Annotated in this window: 16 protein-coding genes; 5 read left to right on the top strand and 11 right to left on the bottom strand. The window is 40.2% G+C overall.

Annotated elements, in window-relative coordinates:
- Window positions 1–73: 73 nt before the first annotated feature.
- Together KME09_15575 and KME09_15570 are read left to right on the top strand one after the other, a co-directional pair.
- Window positions 74–550 (top strand): Orange carotenoid protein, encoded by a 477-nt coding sequence (locus tag KME09_15575; protein ID MBW4535355.1) that lies wholly within the window; start codon window positions 74–76, stop codon window positions 548–550.
- 642 nt (window positions 551–1,192) lie between these two features.
- Window positions 1,193–1,777, top strand: coding sequence for a hypothetical protein (locus KME09_15570; GenBank protein MBW4535354.1), 585 nt, complete (start codon window positions 1,193–1,195; stop codon window positions 1,775–1,777).
- Here the strand turns inward: KME09_15570 and KME09_15565 are convergent.
- From KME09_15565 to KME09_15535, 7 genes are all read right to left on the bottom strand, one after another.
- Window positions 1,767–2,756: a glycosyl transferase family 1 gene (locus tag KME09_15565; GenBank protein MBW4535353.1), complete on the bottom strand. Its 990-nt coding sequence runs from the start codon at window positions 2,754–2,756 to the stop codon at window positions 1,767–1,769. The two genes, KME09_15570 and KME09_15565, sit on opposite strands and share 11 nt — an antisense overlap.
- 85 nt (window positions 2,757–2,841) lie before the next feature.
- Window positions 2,842–3,561, bottom strand: coding sequence for a gamma-glutamylcyclotransferase (locus KME09_15560; protein ID MBW4535352.1), 720 nt, complete (start codon window positions 3,559–3,561; stop codon window positions 2,842–2,844).
- Between the two features lie 156 nt (window positions 3,562–3,717).
- The gene (locus tag KME09_15555) at window positions 3,718–4,026 is read right to left on the bottom strand and encodes a hypothetical protein (GenBank protein MBW4535351.1); all 309 of its coding nucleotides are present in this window, start codon (window positions 4,024–4,026) and stop codon (window positions 3,718–3,720) included.
- Window positions 4,027–4,028: 2 nt separating this feature from the next.
- Window positions 4,029–4,919, bottom strand: coding sequence for a zinc metalloprotease HtpX (locus tag KME09_15550; protein ID MBW4535350.1), 891 nt, complete (start codon window positions 4,917–4,919; stop codon window positions 4,029–4,031).
- A 493-nt stretch (window positions 4,920–5,412) separates the two neighbouring features.
- Window positions 5,413–6,183 carry a hypothetical protein gene (locus KME09_15545; protein MBW4535349.1) on the bottom strand — a complete coding sequence of 257 codons (771 nt, stop codon included), beginning with the start codon at window positions 6,181–6,183 and terminating at the stop codon, window positions 5,413–5,415.
- A 252-nt stretch (window positions 6,184–6,435) separates the two neighbouring features.
- Entirely contained in the window at window positions 6,436–9,564 is a 3,129-nt protein-coding gene (locus KME09_15540) for a cyclic nucleotide-binding domain-containing protein (protein ID MBW4535348.1), read from the bottom strand.
- Window positions 9,561–10,979 carry an MFS transporter gene (locus KME09_15535; GenBank protein ID MBW4535347.1) on the bottom strand — a complete coding sequence of 473 codons (1,419 nt, stop codon included), beginning with the start codon at window positions 10,977–10,979 and terminating at the stop codon, window positions 9,561–9,563. Before KME09_15535 ends, KME09_15540 begins: the two co-directional genes overlap by 4 nt.
- A 303-nt stretch (window positions 10,980–11,282) precedes the next feature.
- On the opposite strand from KME09_15535, the gene KME09_15530 reads away from it, so the two are divergent.
- From KME09_15530 to KME09_15520, 3 genes are all read left to right on the top strand, one after another.
- Window positions 11,283–12,470: a glycosyltransferase family 4 protein gene (locus tag KME09_15530; GenBank protein MBW4535346.1), complete on the top strand. Its 1,188-nt coding sequence runs from the start codon at window positions 11,283–11,285 to the stop codon at window positions 12,468–12,470.
- Window positions 12,471–12,621: 151 nt separating this feature from the next.
- Complete coding sequence (locus tag KME09_15525) at window positions 12,622–13,182, top strand: NAD(P)H-dependent oxidoreductase (protein MBW4535345.1); 561 nt, start codon at window positions 12,622–12,624, stop codon at window positions 13,180–13,182.
- Window positions 13,183–13,359: 177 nt separating this feature from the next.
- Entirely contained in the window at window positions 13,360–15,519 is a 2,160-nt protein-coding gene (locus KME09_15520) for a DUF3769 domain-containing protein (protein MBW4535344.1), read from the top strand.
- Window positions 15,520–15,544: 25 nt separating this feature from the next.
- Here the strand turns inward: KME09_15520 and KME09_15515 are convergent, their stop codons facing one another.
- The 4 genes from KME09_15515 to KME09_15500 all read right to left on the bottom strand — a co-directional run bounded on the left by KME09_15515 (window position 15,545) and on the right by KME09_15500 (window position 19,027).
- Entirely contained in the window at window positions 15,545–16,057 is a 513-nt protein-coding gene (locus KME09_15515) for an HAD-IIIA family hydrolase (protein MBW4535343.1), read from the bottom strand.
- Window positions 16,058–16,461: 404 nt separating this feature from the next.
- Window positions 16,462–17,301, bottom strand: a complete 840-nt coding sequence (gene kdsA, locus KME09_15510; protein ID MBW4535342.1) for a 3-deoxy-8-phosphooctulonate synthase — start codon at window positions 17,299–17,301, stop codon at window positions 16,462–16,464.
- A complete protein-coding gene (kdsB, locus tag KME09_15505; protein MBW4535341.1) occupies window positions 17,271–18,035 on the bottom strand; it encodes a 3-deoxy-manno-octulosonate cytidylyltransferase in 765 nt (254 codons plus the stop codon). The genes kdsA and kdsB overlap by 31 nt, the downstream gene beginning before the upstream one ends.
- A complete protein-coding gene (locus KME09_15500; GenBank protein ID MBW4535340.1) occupies window positions 18,035–19,027 on the bottom strand; it encodes a KpsF/GutQ family sugar-phosphate isomerase in 993 nt (330 codons plus the stop codon). Before KME09_15500 ends, kdsB begins: the two co-directional genes overlap by 1 nt.
- Window positions 19,028–19,037: the final 10 nt, after the last annotated feature.

Raw genomic sequence — 19,037 nt, 5'->3', positions numbered from 1 at the left:
ATAGAGTAAGCAATTAATTATTAAATAGTTAGTAATTAATTCTGCGATCTTGTACAAAATTTAGAGGTAATTTATGAGTCAAGCAGTAGAAGAAAAAATTTCCCAATTGCAGTCATTATCTAGTGACGATCAACTTGCTGTCTTGTGGTTTTTATATCAAGATTTAGTCAAGGATAAAATTACTCCTGAGGCAGAGAGAGAAGGCGAAAACTTAGAACAGGCTAATAGCTTGATTGACAGTATTAAAGCAATGTCAAAAGAGGATCAGCTACAGGTGCAAAAAGATATTTTAGCTGGTAGCGATCGCGAAGAATTTAGTACTTATAAATCATATTCTTCTAATCAAAAACTATTTTTCTGGTATCAATTGGCAGCAGAAATGGAACAAGGTTCTGTAGTAGAGTTTCCTAGCGACTATCAGTTATCTAACGAAGGACAAGAGTTAGTAAAATCTCTCAAAACAATTGATTTTTCTCAGCAATTAACATTTATGCGTGATGCTGTAGGCTATAGTACTGATGATAATTTGAGTCTTAATAGTAATAATTAATACTAATTCTCAAAAGTCATTGGAGACTTAGTAAGTTGGGTTAAACAATAGTGCAACCCAACAAAAGCTAAAAAATAGCAAAATTAAAAAGCAAAATTAAAAGTATGGATTCAGCGTTTGTATAAGACTGGCGATCACCTTCCTAAGCAAAATTGCGATCGCGATCGCCAAAATACAGAGATTTCTGTAGGTTACGCCACTGATTATTACTTCTACAGTTCCACTGCTAGAGAAAATTAACCAGAAAAAATTATTGACTTTTGCCCCTTCGCGGCAAGAGTTTTTTGCATATTATTCTTAATCTGAATACAATTATTCAAAATAGATAAAATTTACTAGAATCCAATGCTGTGAATATATTGAAAATATAAGATGAACTCAGGAATTTAATCTTTTTTACCACTTAATTCTTGAATAAATATAAGATTGAGATTACTAAAAACTAGGTTTGTTATATGATGTATGCAATCAGTACATATTGTCAGAGAACCAAATGTCTACGGCTTTGTATAGTAGGACTTCGCTATATAATCTGTAAAAAAACACTATGCAGTAGGGACAGTAAATGTTAAGTTACTGAAGTGTTTACGATCCAAACTGTTTGGCTAAAGTAAAAATAATTTTTATAACAAAACTGTATAAATGTTTATTGGAGTTATCAAAGATACGGGAATTGTCGAACAAATCGAACCTGAATTAGTTATCAAAGTCGATTCAGACTTTGCTGCTGAGATTGAAATTAAATCTCATATTGCTATTAATGGACGAGTATTAAGAGTTTTATCAAAAGATGTTAATAATGAAGTTAATTATTTAAAGTTCTACAATTCTAATTTGTATCAATCTAAAAACTATTTACCTCAAGAAAAGGTTAATTTAGAACCAGCAGTTCGTTTAGGAGAAGAAATACCTGGAACATTTTTCTATGGAATTCCTACAGGAGCAGCTAAACTTGTTTCACGAGAATCACTATCGAATGGAAACTTATTGATGAAAGTCTCATTTGAGAGTGATTTAGTTGATTATTTATCAGTTATGGATTGCGTTTGTTTAGACGGTATTTTCTTGCAAATAATTGAGATATCTAATCATTTTCTGTCCTTCAATGTTTATTCTAGTACCCTAGAAACAACAAGCTTACGGGAAAAGCAGTCAGAAACTTTAAGTATTGAACTAGATCCTTTAACTCTAAAAATTGCGAAGATTTTTCAAAGATTCAATCATTAGATACATACCGTATATCTTTACGAGTAGTTAGAGGGGAATTAAAGATATCCGCTATTTTTGAGATCGAGCGTTTTAACTGTTTTCCTGGCAATTGGGGTAAAGATTTTGGACTAGCTCTTCTTCCTAGAGAAATAACTAATTGAACATCTAATCCAGCACAAGCTTGGGCGATCGCTTGAAAAATCCAGAGATATTGATTTTGCAACGTCCCTAAAGAGGCGTAAATTAAAGGTTGTCCCGTTAGCTTTTCAAAAGGGAAAGGAATTCGTTCTCGACTCATCGGATTGCTAAAAGGGCCGGTAAAATGAAAGCAGCTTGGCAATTCTTTTCTAGGAAATTCAAACTCGGCTGGCTGTTGAGCGATCTGAGCTAGTTGAGAATAGCCATCCCTACCAGAATCGGGATCGGGTAAATTCCACTGTTGACGATAAGACTGAATTGTTTTGGTAATTGGTTTGGCAACCTGGCCAAGTAATCCATAACCGATTCGATTGTGTAAAACTCCTCGCCAGGTAGGGTCGTAATTCCAAGAAGTAAGAACAGGAGGTATATTTGGATCCCGATTAAGCATGATGGCACTGCAAATACTAACAAAGGGGAGATCTAAATATTGAGCAACCGTACCTCCTTCTGGAGAAGCCTGGTCTATTAGTAGTGCTTCTATACCTGTGGCTCTAATTACTTCAAGAGCATCTCGTAGAGTTGTATTGGCTACGGCAGCCATCCATTGAACTGAATGTTTTACTGCCTGGAAACCATTGAGATTGCCCAATTGGGCAGCCCAAGATTTTACTTCTGAGGAATAATCTGACTTGCCTATTTCCTGAAATTCTAATCCTGCTGCTATGGCTTGAGAGCGAACATGTTCAACATTGATGACACTGACGCGATGACAACGTTTTTGTAGTTCGTATCCTAAAGTGGTCATGGGATTAAGATGACCTGTCGCTGCGGGACAAATGATACCAAAATGAGTCATGCTATTTTTTCGCGTAAAAATCTGGATCTTTACTTTGATTCAACTGACAACATGGCGATCGCTTTTGACTATCATAATATTAGTTTTAAATTGATCTTTTTGTATTTTTTAATAGCTTTTGCTGTCTAGATTTTACTAAAGCATCCAGTTCAATTAATGCCCTGTCTTCTATTCCTGCTGCTAACAAACCTTGTACAGTATTGCATAGATATTCGGCAGACGTACCCAAAATACCTTGAGCAGTAGCTAAAGACTCCACAACTGTTTGAGTAGCTAAATTGTTAACGTATACGGAATGTTGTGGATTAACAGTAAAGGCTAACATTTCTATTTCATCCGTAGCTAAATCGCCTAAAGATTGATTAATATTTCTACCAGTAATCCAAGTAGGAATATATGAACCAACAACCATTTCTCTACGCCACAATAGCAATAATTCAGATTCTAAGTTTTCATCGATCGGCAAACGATAGGCAATACCCTGACAAAGAGTTTTTTGGTTTGCTTCTAAACCTAAGATTAAACCAGGATTATCAATTGTACCTCGACCAACAGGAGCAAGAAGGCAAAAGTGCCTTTGCCAACCTTCGGCCATAACGTAACGGCGATCGCTATAATCAAATAGTGGGTTCCAAATTAATGAACCATAAGCAAAAATCCACAATTCTTTACTCGATCGTTGCTGTAAAGTTGATCGAATGGATTGTAGTAGTTCTTCATCACTCCAAATTTTGAAATTTAGTTGGGGATGAGCTAGTAATTGCTGGAGCAGTTTTGATTCAAGAGCTTGCCGATTTAAGACCATTCTACGAATAGATAAGTTGCGAAGAACTAGTCTAACAATAATCTCCTTAAATATTTGTCATTGATAAACTATTACTGCTTGCTCGGATTGCTATAGAGTAATCCGTCAACTAAGAGCATTGCACTTAATATTTTTAAGCAACATTTGAGCATCGTTTTATTTACCCTGTAAGTTTTTCAAAAATAGTTTTTCACTATCAGGTAAATCTTCCCCTGATTTGGCTTTATCAGACAAATTATTCAGTTTTTTATTAGCTTTATCCTGAGCATTATCGATGAGTTGCTCACCTTTAGCTGACTTGCCAAACTGTTCTTTCACCCCAGTGTCTTTAACTACTTCTTTGGCAGCCTGTTTAGTCGAATCAGCATTATTTGATTTAACTGTATCAGCTAGCGCCGTCTGAGGTAAAAAAGCGATCGCAAGGTAAAAAAAGGCGATCGCAATTAGTTTAATTAAATTGTTCATATTTATTGGTTTAAGGCAAAGCTAGTGTAGTTTTGTTGCTGCTGGGCTAGTTCTTGTAGTTTGCGTACTCGTTCTTCTGTTGAGGGATGGGTACGAAATAGAGACTGTAAACCACCACCAGAAAAAGGATTGATAATCAAGACTGGTTCAAATGCGGGATTACCGTTCATGGGTATTTGCTTGCCAATCGATTCTAGTTTTTGTAAGGCACTGGCTAAGGCTAGAGGATTACCTGTAATTTCTGCCGAACCCCGATCTGCGGAAAATTCACGAGTACGAGATATTGCCATTTGAATTAACGAGGCTGAGATTGGCGCTAGGATAACTAGAACCAAAATTCCCAAGGGATTACCACCCTGACGATTATCTCGATCTACTGGGCCATACATGGCACCAAAAGAAAGCATTCTGCCGAGAAATGTCACTGCACCACCGAGAGTACCAGCAACGGCTTGGGTAAGAGTATCACGGTTTCTGATATGAGTTAATTCATGGGCAATGACACCTGCTAATTCATCTTTGTCTAAAATTTGCATAATCCCTTCGGTTACCGCAACAGCAGCATGATCGGGATTTCTTCCAGTCGCAAAAGCGTTGGGAGTTTGAGTCGGCACAACTGCTAGTTTAGGCATGGGCAAATTTGCTTTTTTCGCTAAGCCTGCAACCATGTCGTATAGTTCTGGTGCTTGTTCGCGAGTAACGGGCTGTGCTTTATATGCAGCTAATGCAGCCTTATCCGAGTAAAACCATGAGCCAAAGCTAGTAACAGCAGCAAATGCTAGACCAATTAATGCTCCTTGAGTATTACCCGTTGCCCAATAGCCACCTAATACTAATAGTCCACTCATTAAGCCCAAAAGGGCAGCAGTTTTTATTTGACCACCTTTTAACATAATTCGTATGTGTAGTTAAATTTAAAATATTTTTTCGGCTAATCATATTTAAGATTAACAGTGGTTGCTTACGTATCTACCTATGGCTATATATTTAAACTTTGACTTGAGTTAGTAATTTCAAGTTAAAAATTAGTCGACTAAAATTTAACTTCAAAGATCATTTTATTGCTCAATAGAAAGGCAAATATAGCAATCATCAATGAAATGAGAAATTTCTACCACCTATATGGGAAGCGGTATCCTTTAGGACTACCTACTACCTATATGGGAAGCGGTATCCTTTAGGACTACCTAAAAACCAATCAATGTATTTTCATGAATTAAATAGGACTGCTATATATTCAGGCGATGCCGAAGGCTAGGCGCGTCCTAAAGGATTAGCTCCTAACGTCGCGTCACGCGGAGCTAGTGCTAAAGCACTTGTCTCGCATAGTTGGAGATACCGCTACGCATATCCTTTAGGGGAGCATAATCGCTACATATTGCGTCCCTAATGACCAATCTTACGAAGCGAGCTATTTTTTTTCTGCCTCTGAAAAGATAGACAAAAATGTAGTTCCGATACTTGAGATTGTAGATAGTTTAATAGTGCATTAATAAACACCACTATGCCCAACATCTCTGATAATTCTTCAATAGACGAAGCAATTCCATAAATCGTATTATATCCATAATGATCTGCAATGTATCCGCCAATCATCTCCATGCCTAAAGCTCCAAAAATATAAATCGCTCCTGCCAATAAAAAGAAAACTTTAGTTTGATTGGGCAAAGCTAAAATAAATTTTCTAAAGATAATTAAAAAAATAATTACCAAACAAAATGCGGGAATTACCCAGGGAAAATATAATAATCCTTGGGCATTTACTACTCCTTTTAAAATGGGAATTAGTAATTCATGAATACTGCACATTTCATCGATTGCTAAATACAAAAATATCCAAGCTAATGCTTGCCAATGTCTAGTATATTTAGCCTTTATTTGTTTGCTAAAAGTAGCAATTATAGCGAGCAAGTAGCTAGAGAATCCTAAGGTCAAGGATGAATATAAACTAGGTAGATTAGCTTCTTCATCAAAGTTAAAATATATTGAAATTAATTGACTATTTCCTTGAGAATTTAACCAATGAACTATGACTCTTTCAAGCAAATTAAGCAACATGAGTAGGGCAATTGCCGAAAGCAAAAGTTTAGTAACTTTACTTGGGGATAAGTTGTATGTTGTCAGCCACAAAGATCCCGAAGACTGGCTAGTACTCATGAGCGTCTATCAATTTTGCTAAATAATAATGTAGTGGTAATGTATCCTTAACCTACAAACATATCAGCAAATGATACCAATTCTCAAAAATAGCTGTAGAAATAAAATTAAATTGTAGCTAGTAGGTTGGGTTGAGGCACGAAACCCAACGATTAAAAGATTTTGTTGGGTTTCACGCTTGGTTCTACCCAACCTACCAAGTCTAATAGTTCATTTAAATAAACGAAGCTAATTCACATCAAGCGTAAAAAGTTAGTTGGCTGAATGCATTTTCTTAGCAGACATATATTTATCTGTGTCTCTCAATCTGCGACTCAAGAAGCGACAGAGTTCTAAAATGATCTGGGGGCGTTGAGAAATTAGACTAATAAAGCGTTTTTTCTCTAAGCAAAGTAGGGTTGAATCTTCAAGGGCGATCGCTCCATCCCAGCGGAGAGCTTCATCAAATAGGGCAATTTCACCAAAATACTGCCCTGTAGTTAACTGTTTAATTACCTGTTGCTCTCCATCCAGCTCTTTAATAATTTGGATTTTGCCCGCAGCGATAATATATAAATGACCGCCCCAACTGCCTTCCGTATAGATAGTTTCTCCCCCCAACACCTGTTTTTGTTCTAGTGCTTGATCGATGGAAAACAGCTCATCAAGGGAAAGATTTTTAAACAGAGCAATGTTTCGCAATAAAAGCAATCGATTCATAGAGGTACTCACAGGGCAGGTAAGCTGATAAGCTACAGGAAACATTTCCCGTGTCACTGATTGTACGACGGGATCGGGATCTTTGAGTAAGGCTGTCGGCACAACCGCCAAGGCAACAGATGCACCTGTTTTGATCCAGCGATCGCTTGAGTCTAGAGCCTCCAGGAGTATTTTATAGCCTTTGTCTTCCAGCCATTGAGGAGTAACTTCTAGTTTACGGGGGGTTTTGCTGGATACTCTTTGTTCTAATAACGGCATTAAGGGTTGAACAAAACGACGATGATTGATGGAGGCGAGGATTTCGACGGCATTAGCTAAATCTCGGCGTTCGCCAGTGACGAAGATACGTTGTACTAAGTTAACGGTGCGGGAATAGCCAAGACAAGCAAGGATGTACAGTACTTTTTGTAATAACCGTTGTTGATAATCTTCAATAGCTACGGCTAAAAATTGCCAGCTAGGATCTTCTGTGGGTATTTGTTGTTGCCATTTACGAGTTAGGTTCAACTGCTGAAATTCAGGAATTAGGTGTTGAAACAGAATCTCGTTGGCACGTTTATTGTTTAATTTAGCGATCGCGGCGATCGCTGTTTGAACTACTAGAGGATCTGGTACAGTTAGCTGGGATTGAGCTATTGCTAACCCTTGTTTACCATAGGCAGCTAGAGTACAGGCTACCTGTTGACGCACTTGCGCCGAGACATCTCCTAATCCTTGAGTTACCTGGGCGATCGCTTCTGGAGTATGGGTAATTTCCAAGAGTTTGTAGGCAGCAACTCGCACGGCTGGGTTGTCATGTTGGGTTTCCGCTACAGCAATTTTAGTTAAACTAGAGTCTTGAGCCGTAGCTAGACTTACCAGCGCTTCTAAGGCTGCTTGCTTGGCTTCAGGATTGGCTTGGGGGAGTAAATATTCAATTAAGGTGACAAATTCAGGATTGCCACTATAGCGCACGACTCTGGCGATCGCTTTGATCGTTTCATCCGTTAATTTAAGCTGCCAGAATTGTTCGGCAATCTTAAAGTCTAAGTCTTTTGTCTGAGTGTTTTGAAAGCTAGCAACCAAGGCTAATGTCTGTACTTCGAGATCTCGATCGACTATTAAAGGTTCTAAGTCAGATGGAGTAAAAGGATACTGATTGGCAATTAAAACTTCTAAAGCAACTCCCCGTACACTGGGATTAGGATCGGCTAACAGCGAGGCAAATTCTGGGAGGATAGTTTGATTGCTGCTATACAGCTTTAAAATTCCCTGGCGCAAAGCACTATCAGCATTAGGTAATAAAGATTTCACCTCGGTAAAAAACTGTTCAGGATTACTCACATTAGTAGCTAACTCTAAACCTTTAAGTTGGTGATAGCGATCGTCACTAGTGAGAAATTCGCGAATGACGCTACTTGATTGTGGTGGTAATTGATTTTCAGGCTCATCAAAATCATCTAGATTAATGATATCGGTGCGAATCATCTCTTCTAAACTTTGGATGTAATATTTACCCATCGGAATACGTACCAGCAACAAAACCAGAGTTAAAATTATCGCTAGCCAGGTAATCTGCACCAAGCTGAGATAAAGATGACAGAGCCACAAGACTAGTCCAGCCAGAGTTAAGCCCACAGAATAAATTAAACCGTCGCTCAAAGCTCGAACCCGCCCCACATACTGATGGGGAATGCCATTATAGTTAAGCTGATGTACGGGCAAGTTGATGGCTTTATAAAGAGCATCACCATTAATCTGCAAGGCGATCGCCATCGGTAATTTAAAATTAAACAGCAACCCTCCTAAACTGAGTAAAGTTGTCAGCGGATAAACAGCGTTGAGTCTGGCTACTCCCACCCATTTGAGTAATGGGCGAGTAATACCATACAGAAATACCACCTGAATTAAAGAAATAATCATCCGCATCAATCCGAGAAATCCTGTTAGTTCAGACTCATCAAACTGCTGTCCATAGATATTAAACCAGAGGAATTCAGAGCAGATATAGATAATTACCAAGAGAAAAGTACTGCTAGCCAAAAACAACACCAGGGGATAACGTTTACCCAATTCGGGTAAGATTTTCCAAGATTCCCATAGGTTGAGTTTTTCCTCTTTGGGGGGAGTTTGTAAACGACGCTGAGAACGTTCCAAATAAACCAACTGCCCAAAAGCGATCGCCATAAACCAGGGCAAACACCACAATAATTCTGGGCTAGGAAAATAATTAGATAGCAGCAGGGTTAAACCACCCCCAACTAAAGTTCCTACTGCCTGAGCAATGCCGATAAAAGGAGCATAGCGCTTATATTCCAGAATCGTAAAATAGTCTGTCAGCAGCCCAGGATAGAGCAAATTATTATAAAAATCCCACTGAAAAAAAATCGCCATCAGCAGCACATAATAAACCCAAGTTACATCTAGGTTAATCAACCACCTCAAACCTACCATCAAGACAATTGAGCCTAATAGTACATAGCGAAATACTTGGGGGCGACTATAGCGATCGGCAATTTGCGAAAAAGCACCGTAAATGGGTAGAGAACATAAGCCAATCAACATAAAAGCGATCGGCAACTGCCCCGCACCTACTTGACTGACGAATAGTGAATTGGCGATCGCCATTGCCATCACGTTATAAATTAAGACTGTAACGGCTAATAGGAGCAGTTGAGGCAAGCGATCGAATTGCTTAATCATAATACTCTCTGCTCATCTGCTTGAGCTTCTCTTACTGAGGTCAAATCTTGTGTACTATCTGGCATCTCTACAATTAAATCACCCGTTAAATCATCCGTATTTTGCAGAAAAAACGTTAATCCCGCTGCAATAATCAAGGACACTCCACCTAAAACAACTGCCAATAAGCGATCTTCGTGCAGTAAATACTGCATAATCCAGCCAAAACCCAAGGCTGCTACAACTTCTGGTAACACGATAAAAAAATTAAATATTCCCTGATAAATTCCTTGGCGCTGGGACGGAATTGAACCACTCAACATGACATAGGGCATAATCAAGGCACTAGCCCAAGCAATCCCCAAGCCCAACATTGCCAAAAGTAAAACATATTGATTATGGATAGTTAACAAAGATACTAAGCAAATACCGCCACAGAATAAACATAAACCATGAGTCAAAGGACAACCTAAATATTTAGCAATACGGGGAATAACAAAAGAAAACCCCACACATACGGCGTTATAAACCGCAAAACAAATTCCCGCCCATTCGATCCCGTCACTGTAAAGCAGAGAATTCTGACTAGTCGCGCCAAAAATATTGCGCGCCACTGCGGGAGGGAAATACAGCAAGAAACAAAAAATACCCAGCCAGGTGAAAAATTGGATTTTAGCCAACTGTTGCATAATGTTGGGCATCTGTCTCAACGTCTGCCATGATTCCCTCAAACTGCTGACCACACCGCCCTGAGATGACTTAAGCTGCTCAAACTGAGCCAAATTTACGGGGGGATATTCAGGAGTGGTCACAATTGTCCACAATACAGTACCTAAAAATAATACTCCGCCCACATAGAAAGATACTTCCACCGTCAGGGGGATCTTACGCCAAGGGTTAATTGTCGCGTTGCTCAGGCGAAAAACATTACTCAAAATCCAGGGGAGTGCTGAAGCGGAAACCGCGCCTAAACCCAGCATCATACTTTGCACTGCAAATCCCTTAGTACGCTGCTCTTGGGATAATAAATCGCCGACGAAAGCGCGAAAAGGAACCATGCTGATATTGGCGCTAGTATCTAAAATCCAGAGTAATCCTGCTGCCATCCACAGGTTAGAAGCGTGAGGCATCAAAATTAAGGCGATAAAAGCCAGAATGGCCCCTGCTAAAAAGTATGGTCGTCTTCTACCCAGAAAATTCCAAGTATAGTCACTTAAATTGCCGACAATAGGCTGTACCAACAAGCCAGTTAAAGGGGCAGCCAACCAGAGCATTGGGAGTTGATCGGCGTGAGCGCCCAAATGCTCAAAAATAGCGCTCATATTAGCCATCTGTAGTCCCCACCCAAACTGAATTCCCAAAAACCCGAAATTCATATTCCATAGTTGTCGAGAATTAAATACAGGCTTTTGTGCAGATTGTGGCGAAATTAACATAAACAGAACCAGAGAAAAATAGTAAGCCCGTAACAGCCCAATAATATTGTAAGTTTAGGATAACTTTCTACCCGTTGCTGATTTGTCGATGCTGAAAATCTGCAACTAGGGGACAGTCTGATTGTGTGTGTGCTTAAATATGAGGACAGTAATTGATAGCGAAAATTACTTTTATTTCTCTCTTACAGATAAATAATTTGGAATCATCAGTAATTTAAAATGGATTTCAAACTTTATGATGAGGGCCTAAAGTCAGGTAGAGTTGTAGCTATCCACAGTGCGATCGCGTGAGGAATCAAAAAAATGAAGATTTTAGCACTAGCTTGGGAATTCCCCCCCCGTATCGTTGGCGGCATTGCTCGCCATGTAGCAGAATTGTATCCAGAAATCATTAAACTGGGATACGAAGTCCATTTGCTCACTGTGGAATTTGGTTCAGCACCTAAATATGAGATAGTCGAAGGGATTCATCTTTATCGCTGTCCTGTTAGTCATGGAAATGATTTTTTCCATTGGGTTGCTAATATGAACGATAGTATGGGCTGTCTTGGTGGCGAACTCTTAAACAAGCATGGCGACTTTGATTTGATTCACGCCCATGATTGGTTGGTAGGGGATGCAGCGATCGCCCTCAAGTATAATTTTAAACTGCCCCTCGTCGCGACGATCCACGCTACAGAATATGGTCGTTACAACGGTCTCCACAACATCAGACAACAGTATATCAACGGCAAAGAGAAACTTCTGGCTCATGAGGCTTGGCGCATCATTGTCTGTAGTCAATATATGCGTGAGGAAATTCAGCGAGTGTTTCAGTCTCCTCCAGACAAAATTGACGTGGTTTATAATGGCATCCGCCCTGAAAAAAAACATCACGGTAATAACTTTGATCGGACTAAATTTCGTCGTCGCTTTGCCAACGATCACGAGAAGATTATTTATTATGTCGGGCGTATGACCTATGAAAAAGGTATTTCTGTCTTGCTTGATGCTGCCCCACGAATTATCAGCTTGATGGGTGGCGGAGTTAAATTTGTGATTATCGGTGGAGGAGATACTAGCCGTTTAAAGTACCAAGCACAAAGCTTGGGAATTTGGGAACAGTGTTATTTTACTGGCTTTATGTCAGACGCTGATTTAGATAAGTTTCAGACGATCGCCGACTGCGCTGTTTTTCCTAGTTTATATGAACCTTTCGGGATCGTGGCGTTAGAAAGCTTTGCTGCTCGTGTTCCCGTGGTTGTCTCTGATACAGGGGGACTTCCTGAAGTGGTGGAGCATAACCGTACGGGAATTGTTACTCGTGCTAACGATCCTGACTCCTTAACCTGGGGTATTTTGCAAGTGCTACAAAACCCTGAATACTCTCAACAATTAGTCGAGCAAGCTTATAAATCAATTGCTGAACGCTTTAGTTGGCACGATCTAGCTAAACAAACTTGTGGCGTATATCTCCATATTGCTCATGAGCGATCGCAAATTATTTGGTAGATTACTGATTAACGGTGGGCATTATTTAGGCAATCGGTCTTGATTATTGTTATTTTCGATGCCCACCCTACACCTAATTACTTGTCTTACTTGGCAATTAGGTCAAAAATCTGTTAGCTTATACGTAGTCGTAATGAGTATGAGTTAAATCATGGTTAAAATAGTTGGAATTGTTGGTAGTCGTCGCCCAGATGCTTATAGTGCTTTAGCTTTACAGCAGGCAATGGAGCGGGTCAAGGAATTAGGAGCGGTCACTGATACACTGGACTTAAGAGAAATGCACTTACCTTTTTGTGATGGTGGTAGTGAATATCCAGGATATCCAGATGTGGAAATATTAAGAGAAAAAGTTAAGGCAGCAGATGGATTAATCTTGGCAACTCCCGAATATCATGGCAGCGTCAGTGGTGTATTAAAGAATGCATTGGATCTCATGAGTTTTGAACACTTGTCTGGGAAGGTAACTGGCTTGATTAGTGTTTTGGGTGGACAATCAAACAGCAATGCGTTGAATGATTTAAGAATTATTGTTAGATGGGTACACGGTTGGGTCATTCCAGAACAGATTGCGATCGGACAGGCATGGCAGGCGTTTGCACCATCAGGAGAGCTAAAGGATGAAAAGCTAGGGGAAAGATTCGATCAGTTTGCTCGAAGTTTAGTTAATAACTCCGCTTTATTAAACGGTAAACAAAATGGCGTTGCTGATTAAAAGAGTATTTAACTTACAGCGAATTTCAATTACCTATTACCCATTACCCATTACCCATTACCCATTACCCATTACTTCGATACATTAATCTGTCTACTCAATCGAAAACTGCGGTAAAAGCCCTAAGAACTTGGCAAATAAAGAGTTATACTACGGAGTTGTTGCCAAGACCCCTTTATGGTTAGTTTTTTGCGCCGTTACGTTAGCCTAATCTTATGGGTGTGTTTGTTACAGTCCTCCTTATCGGCGACGGAGTTACCAAAAGTGGCAAAGTCGGCTGATGCTTTACCTCATAAATTACGACCAACCCCAGATAGTCAGGAGGGTTTGATTGTAGTACCAAAACCTGTTCATTCTGCTCGCTCTGGTCGCTATTTAGTTACTCAATCAAGAAATGGCGATCGCCATAATTTTACTATTCCCACGGACAAAAATGCGCCATCGGGAACGGAGATCGAACAGGTGGAGGTAATTGAGGTAATTGCCGATCGCCAAGAATACGACCAATTGAGAGGAACAGTCACCGCCGAAGGCAATGTGCTGATGCGCTTTGCCCAATCTGTGATGACCAGCGATCGCCTGGAGATTAATTTAAACAATCGTCTGGCGGTGGCGCAAAACAACGTAGTCCTTACGCGAGGTGAACAAGTTCTCCGAGGAGAAAAATTTGAATATAATTTGGTGGCGGATCGAGGAACTATTACTGCCGCAGCAGGAGAAATCTATCAGCCAACTTTGAATCAAGATACCAACTTTAAGCAGCGGTTGACATCAGAATCTAATCTTGCCGAGCAAACTTTGGGCGATCGCTTAATTAATAGTCAGCCATTGACAGACGTTACAGCCACAGAGGGAATTGAGATTAATTTGGGCAGCCAAGGCATCGATCTCTTGGGAGATAATAATAATTTTAGTGGTGGTTCAACGATCAAAAGACTGCGGTTTGAGGCAGATAGATTGGATTTTGAGAGCAACAATTGGAAAGCGGCTAATCTACGCCTGACCAACGATCCGTTTTCACCACCTGAATTAGAATTAAGATCTAAAACAGCTTCTTTTCAACAGTCATCTACTGGTGGCAAGCTGACTACTACTGAATCAGACTTAGTACTTGATGATCGTCTCAAAATTCCCTTTCTTGTCAGCGCATTTGCCTTTGATAGCCGTATTGTTAGACCAGAACTGTTTAATTTTGCTTTTGATGGAGATGAACGTGGTGGGCTATATTTAGAACGCAGCTTCAACTTGTTTAATGGTGAGCGGTTTAGCTGGAGCATTACCCCACAATATTTCTTACAGCGAGCATTATTCCCCTCCGCGTTTGGCTTTAGTGATGACGATCAAGGAGGGTTAGTCGATCCCTCAGTGTTTGGTTTAACTAGCGCTATTCAAGCCGATTTTAATCCCAGAACCAATTTGAATGGTAATTTTTCCTTGGCAGGGATCGAGCTAGACAATTATGAAGACAATTTAAGAAGCAAAGTTGAGCTACAGCATCGACTCGGCAACCTCAACAATCCCTATCAACTAGCCCTAGAATATAATTATCGCGATCGCCTATTTAACGGTTCGTTAGGTTTTGAAACTGTGCAACAGAGTATTGGTGGGGTGATCACTTCCCCTCAAATAACTTTAGGCAAGACTGGCGTTAATTTAAATATTCAAGGATCGATTAAAAACATTGATAGCGATACCGATCGAGCAGATTTACTGGAGCCAGAACGAACTAACGATCGGATTAATCTAACTCGCTATCAAGGAGCAGCATTTCTGGATAAAAACTTTTCCCTGTGGACTGGTAAAGCATTACCTAGCACCAAAGACCAGGGATTACGCTATACTCCCGTCCCCGTAGTTCCCTATCTAAATCTGTTTACGCAAGTTTCGGGAGTCGGCAGTTTATACAGTAATAGTGATTCCCAGCTATCTTTAGAGGGAAAGATTGGTATTGAGGGACAAGTCGGTCATTTTTCTCGCGACTGGCTAGATTATACGGGGTTTCAATTCAGCTATTCCCAAAATCTTCGTGGTGATGAATCGCCGTTTCGCTTTGATCGTTTAGTAGATCGGCAAATTTTATCCTTTAATCTGACCCAACAAATTTATGGCCCTATTCGTGTAGGTTATCAAACGTCAATCGATTTACGCGATCGCGATGTGATCAGTAGCGACTATATTCTGGAGTATAGTCGCCGTACTCATAATATTATCTTACGTTATAATCCCGTCTTAGAAATCGGTTCTTTCAGTTTGCGAATTAGCGACTTTAATTGGCAAGGAAATTCCGAGCCTTTTAGAAATGAAGGAATTACGCCCGTGATTCAGGGAGTTGATTAACTAACCGCAGTTGAGGTTCAGGCCATTAAACAGTCAGGGGAACTTTAATTGAGTTGAGCAATAGGTTACAAACTTCTCTGACAGCACCTTGACCACCTAATTGTTCTGTAATATAAACGGCGATCGCTTTATTTTCGGGGATGGCATCGGCTACGGTTAGAGGAACACCAACTGATTTTAAGACAGGTAAATCATTTAGATCATCGCCCATATAAGCCACTTGGTCTAAAGATAAATTAAGCTGCTGACAAAGATTTTGTAGGACGATCATTTTATCGCCTACGCCAATAAAACAATTGGTAATACCTAATTTTTGAGCGCGATGGTTAGTAGCAGGAGAGTCATTAGCACTGATAATTGCTACTTCGATTCCCGCTTGCATAATTAATTTAATTCCTTTGCCATCTTTAACATTAAATTTCTTACAGACTTCGCCACTTTCGCTATAGTAAAGTCCGCCATCGGTTAACACTCCATCCACGTCCAAAGCCAAAAGTTTAACTTGAGCAAAGCTAGACTGTAATTTAGTTTCTATCATCGTCAATTTATAGCAGTCCTATTTGATTCATGAAACGACATTGATTGGTTTTTAGGTAGTAGGTAGTAGGTAGTAGGTAATAGGTAGTAGTTAGTAGGTAATAGGTAATAGGTAGTAGGTAGTAGGTAGTAGGTAGTAGGTAGTAGGTAGTAGGTAATAGGTAATAGGTAAAAAACTCATTACCCATTGCTTATTACCCATTACTCTAAGCTTGCTCACCCATCATTAATTAATTGACAAAGCAATAGCTGATAGCTAGTTAATTAAAACGTAGTTTCTTCAATTTGAATATATTAGCCATAGGTCAAAACATTAGGACATTTTTGAAATATTACTTCCCATTTCCTACTTCCTATTTCCTATTTCCTATTTCCTACTTCCATTTCCTATTTCCTATTTCCGTTTTAAACTAAGGCTGGAAGAGGCATTTCAAGGCTATTACGCACATTGACGATTGAGCGCAAAACATTTTCTAAATTAGCCAAATAAATCATATTAGGCCCATCACTAAAAGCTTGGTCGGGATCTTCATGAATTTCCATAAATAATGCATCCATGCCAATGGCAGCAGCAGCACGAGCTAGATAAGGGACAAATTCTCGTTGTCCTCCTGATGTATTGCCCTGTCCTCCAGGCATTTGTACACTATGGGTAGCGTCAAATACGACGGGATAACCTAAAGCGCGCATCTGAGGTAGAGAGCGAAAATCGACAACTAAGGTGTTATAGCCAAAACTAGTACCGCGTTCGGTTAGCAGGATACGATTGTTGCCACATGATTCTAATTTAGTGACCACATTTTTCATATCCCAAGGCGCTAAAAACTGACCCTTTTTGACATTGATCGTCTTGCCTGTAGCAGCAGCAGCCACCAAAAGATCGGTTTGACGACATAAGAAGGCTGGAATTTGGAGAATATCTACAACTTCAGCAGCGATCGCAGCTTGTTCTGGCAGATGAATATCAGTCACCAACGGGACACCGATTTCGTCTTTTACCCTTTGCAGAACTTTTAGACCTTCTTCGATTGGATAGCCTCGAAAGGAATCGATGGAGGTGCGATTTGCCTTATCAAAGGACGATTTAAAGACAAAGTTAATCTTCAAGCGATCGCATACTTTCTTAATCTCCCTAGCCATCTTAAGGGTAAATTCCTCAGATTCGATCACACAAGGCCCACCAAACAAGGTTAGAGGACAATGATCGCCAACGGCTAAACTGTCTGTGATTTGAGTTCTGACCATAATGTATTTGTCTCCAAAATTAGTTCTTGAGCTTTAATTAAATCTTCAGCAGTATTGACTTCTACTACAGCTTTCGCCGTTTGACAGACGCGAATGGTGTAGCCATGTTCGAGAACTCTTAGTTGTTCTAAACCTTCACACTCCTCGATCGGCGTAGAGGAAAGTTGCGTATATGTTTCCAAGAAATCTTGACGAAAGGCATATAGCCCTAAGTGATGATAAACTGGGACTTTGACAGGATTACGGTAAAAAGGAATCGGCGATCGCGAGAAGTAAAGAGCCTGTTGTTTTTGACCACACACGACCTTGACCGAGTTGGGATCGTGATATCCTGTGTCGTGGTCTAAGGGACAAGCCAAGGTAGTCATTTCAGGCAATTCACCCTCTAGATATGGTGTGACTAATTCCTTTAACATCTCAGGCGTGACAAAAGGTTGATCTCCTTGGACATTCACCACTACCGCAAACTCAGGATATCTGGTGGCTACTTCGGCTACGCGATCTGTACCTGTCGTATGTTGAGAACTTGTTAATTCAACCTCCCCACCAAAAGCCTCGACGCGATCGGCCACCAATTGACTATCAGTCGCCACTACAACTTTGGTAAATACTCTAGAGCTTACCGCTGCTTCATATACCCACTGCACCATTGGTTTATCACCGATCGAGGCTAAAACTTTTCCCGCTAATCTTTGAGAATCGTAACGTGCGGGAATTACTGCCAGAATTTTCATTACAAACCACTCCTCACTATATCGTGTAAACGAATTAGACCAATGCTTTTTTGTTCGCGATCGACAACAGGTAACACGGAAATTTGTGACTCCCGTTTTTCCATCAACTGCAAAGCAGCATAGGCTAAAGTTTCAGGCGCAACTACCGTTGGGTTATTGGTCATCATGTCTTTTGCCGTTAAATGATCTAACTCAGTTGATTGAATTTTCATCATCCACCGACGCAAATCACCATCAGTAATAATCCCCAGTAATAGCTCTTCTCGATCCACTACATTAACCGCACCAAATCCTCCTTGGGTTAAAGCGCAGACTACTTCAGTCCACTTGGCATCAGGAGTTAATTTAGGATAGCCAGTACCATGCATTAAATCTGCCACCCGCAATGTAAGACGTTTCCCCAGTCTTCCCGCAGGATGATTGAAAGCAAAAGCTTCTGGAGTTAAACCTTTCATCTGTACTAGAGTCATCGCCAAAGCATCACCAATCGCCAAAGCAACAGTAGTACTGGTAGTTGGAGCTAAATTTAATGGACAGGCTTCGCGATCGACAGAAGCATCTAAAACCGTATCGGCAAGAAGAGCCAAAGTTGACTTAGTATTACCTAAAATGCCAATAATTGGTACCGATCGCAGTTTTAAATGAGGAATCATGGTTAGTAATTCATCTGTCTCACCACTATTACTCAGCATGATCACAACATCTTCTTTGGTGACGATCCCAAAATCACCATGAAGAGCATCGCAAGGATGCAAATAAATTGCTAATGTGCCAATACTGGTGAGAGTAGCAGCAATCTTTTTTGCCACAATCCCCGATTTGCCTACCCCAGTCATGATCACTTTTCCTGGGCAGTTATTTAATAGCTCTATGCTTTGAGCTGCTTGTTCTCGATCTAACTGCTCAGAGGCTCTATTAATAGCCGACGCTTCAATTTTAAGCAATTGATATATATGAGAAACAGGAGAAGTTTGAATTGGTTCGGTATACATTTTGAGTAGC

It is taken from the genome of Pleurocapsa minor HA4230-MV1, assembly GCA_019359095.1.
GTDB classification, from domain to species: domain Bacteria; phylum Cyanobacteriota; class Cyanobacteriia; order Cyanobacteriales; family Xenococcaceae; genus Waterburya; species Waterburya minor.
This window is presented reverse-complemented; position numbering and strand designations above follow the sequence as displayed.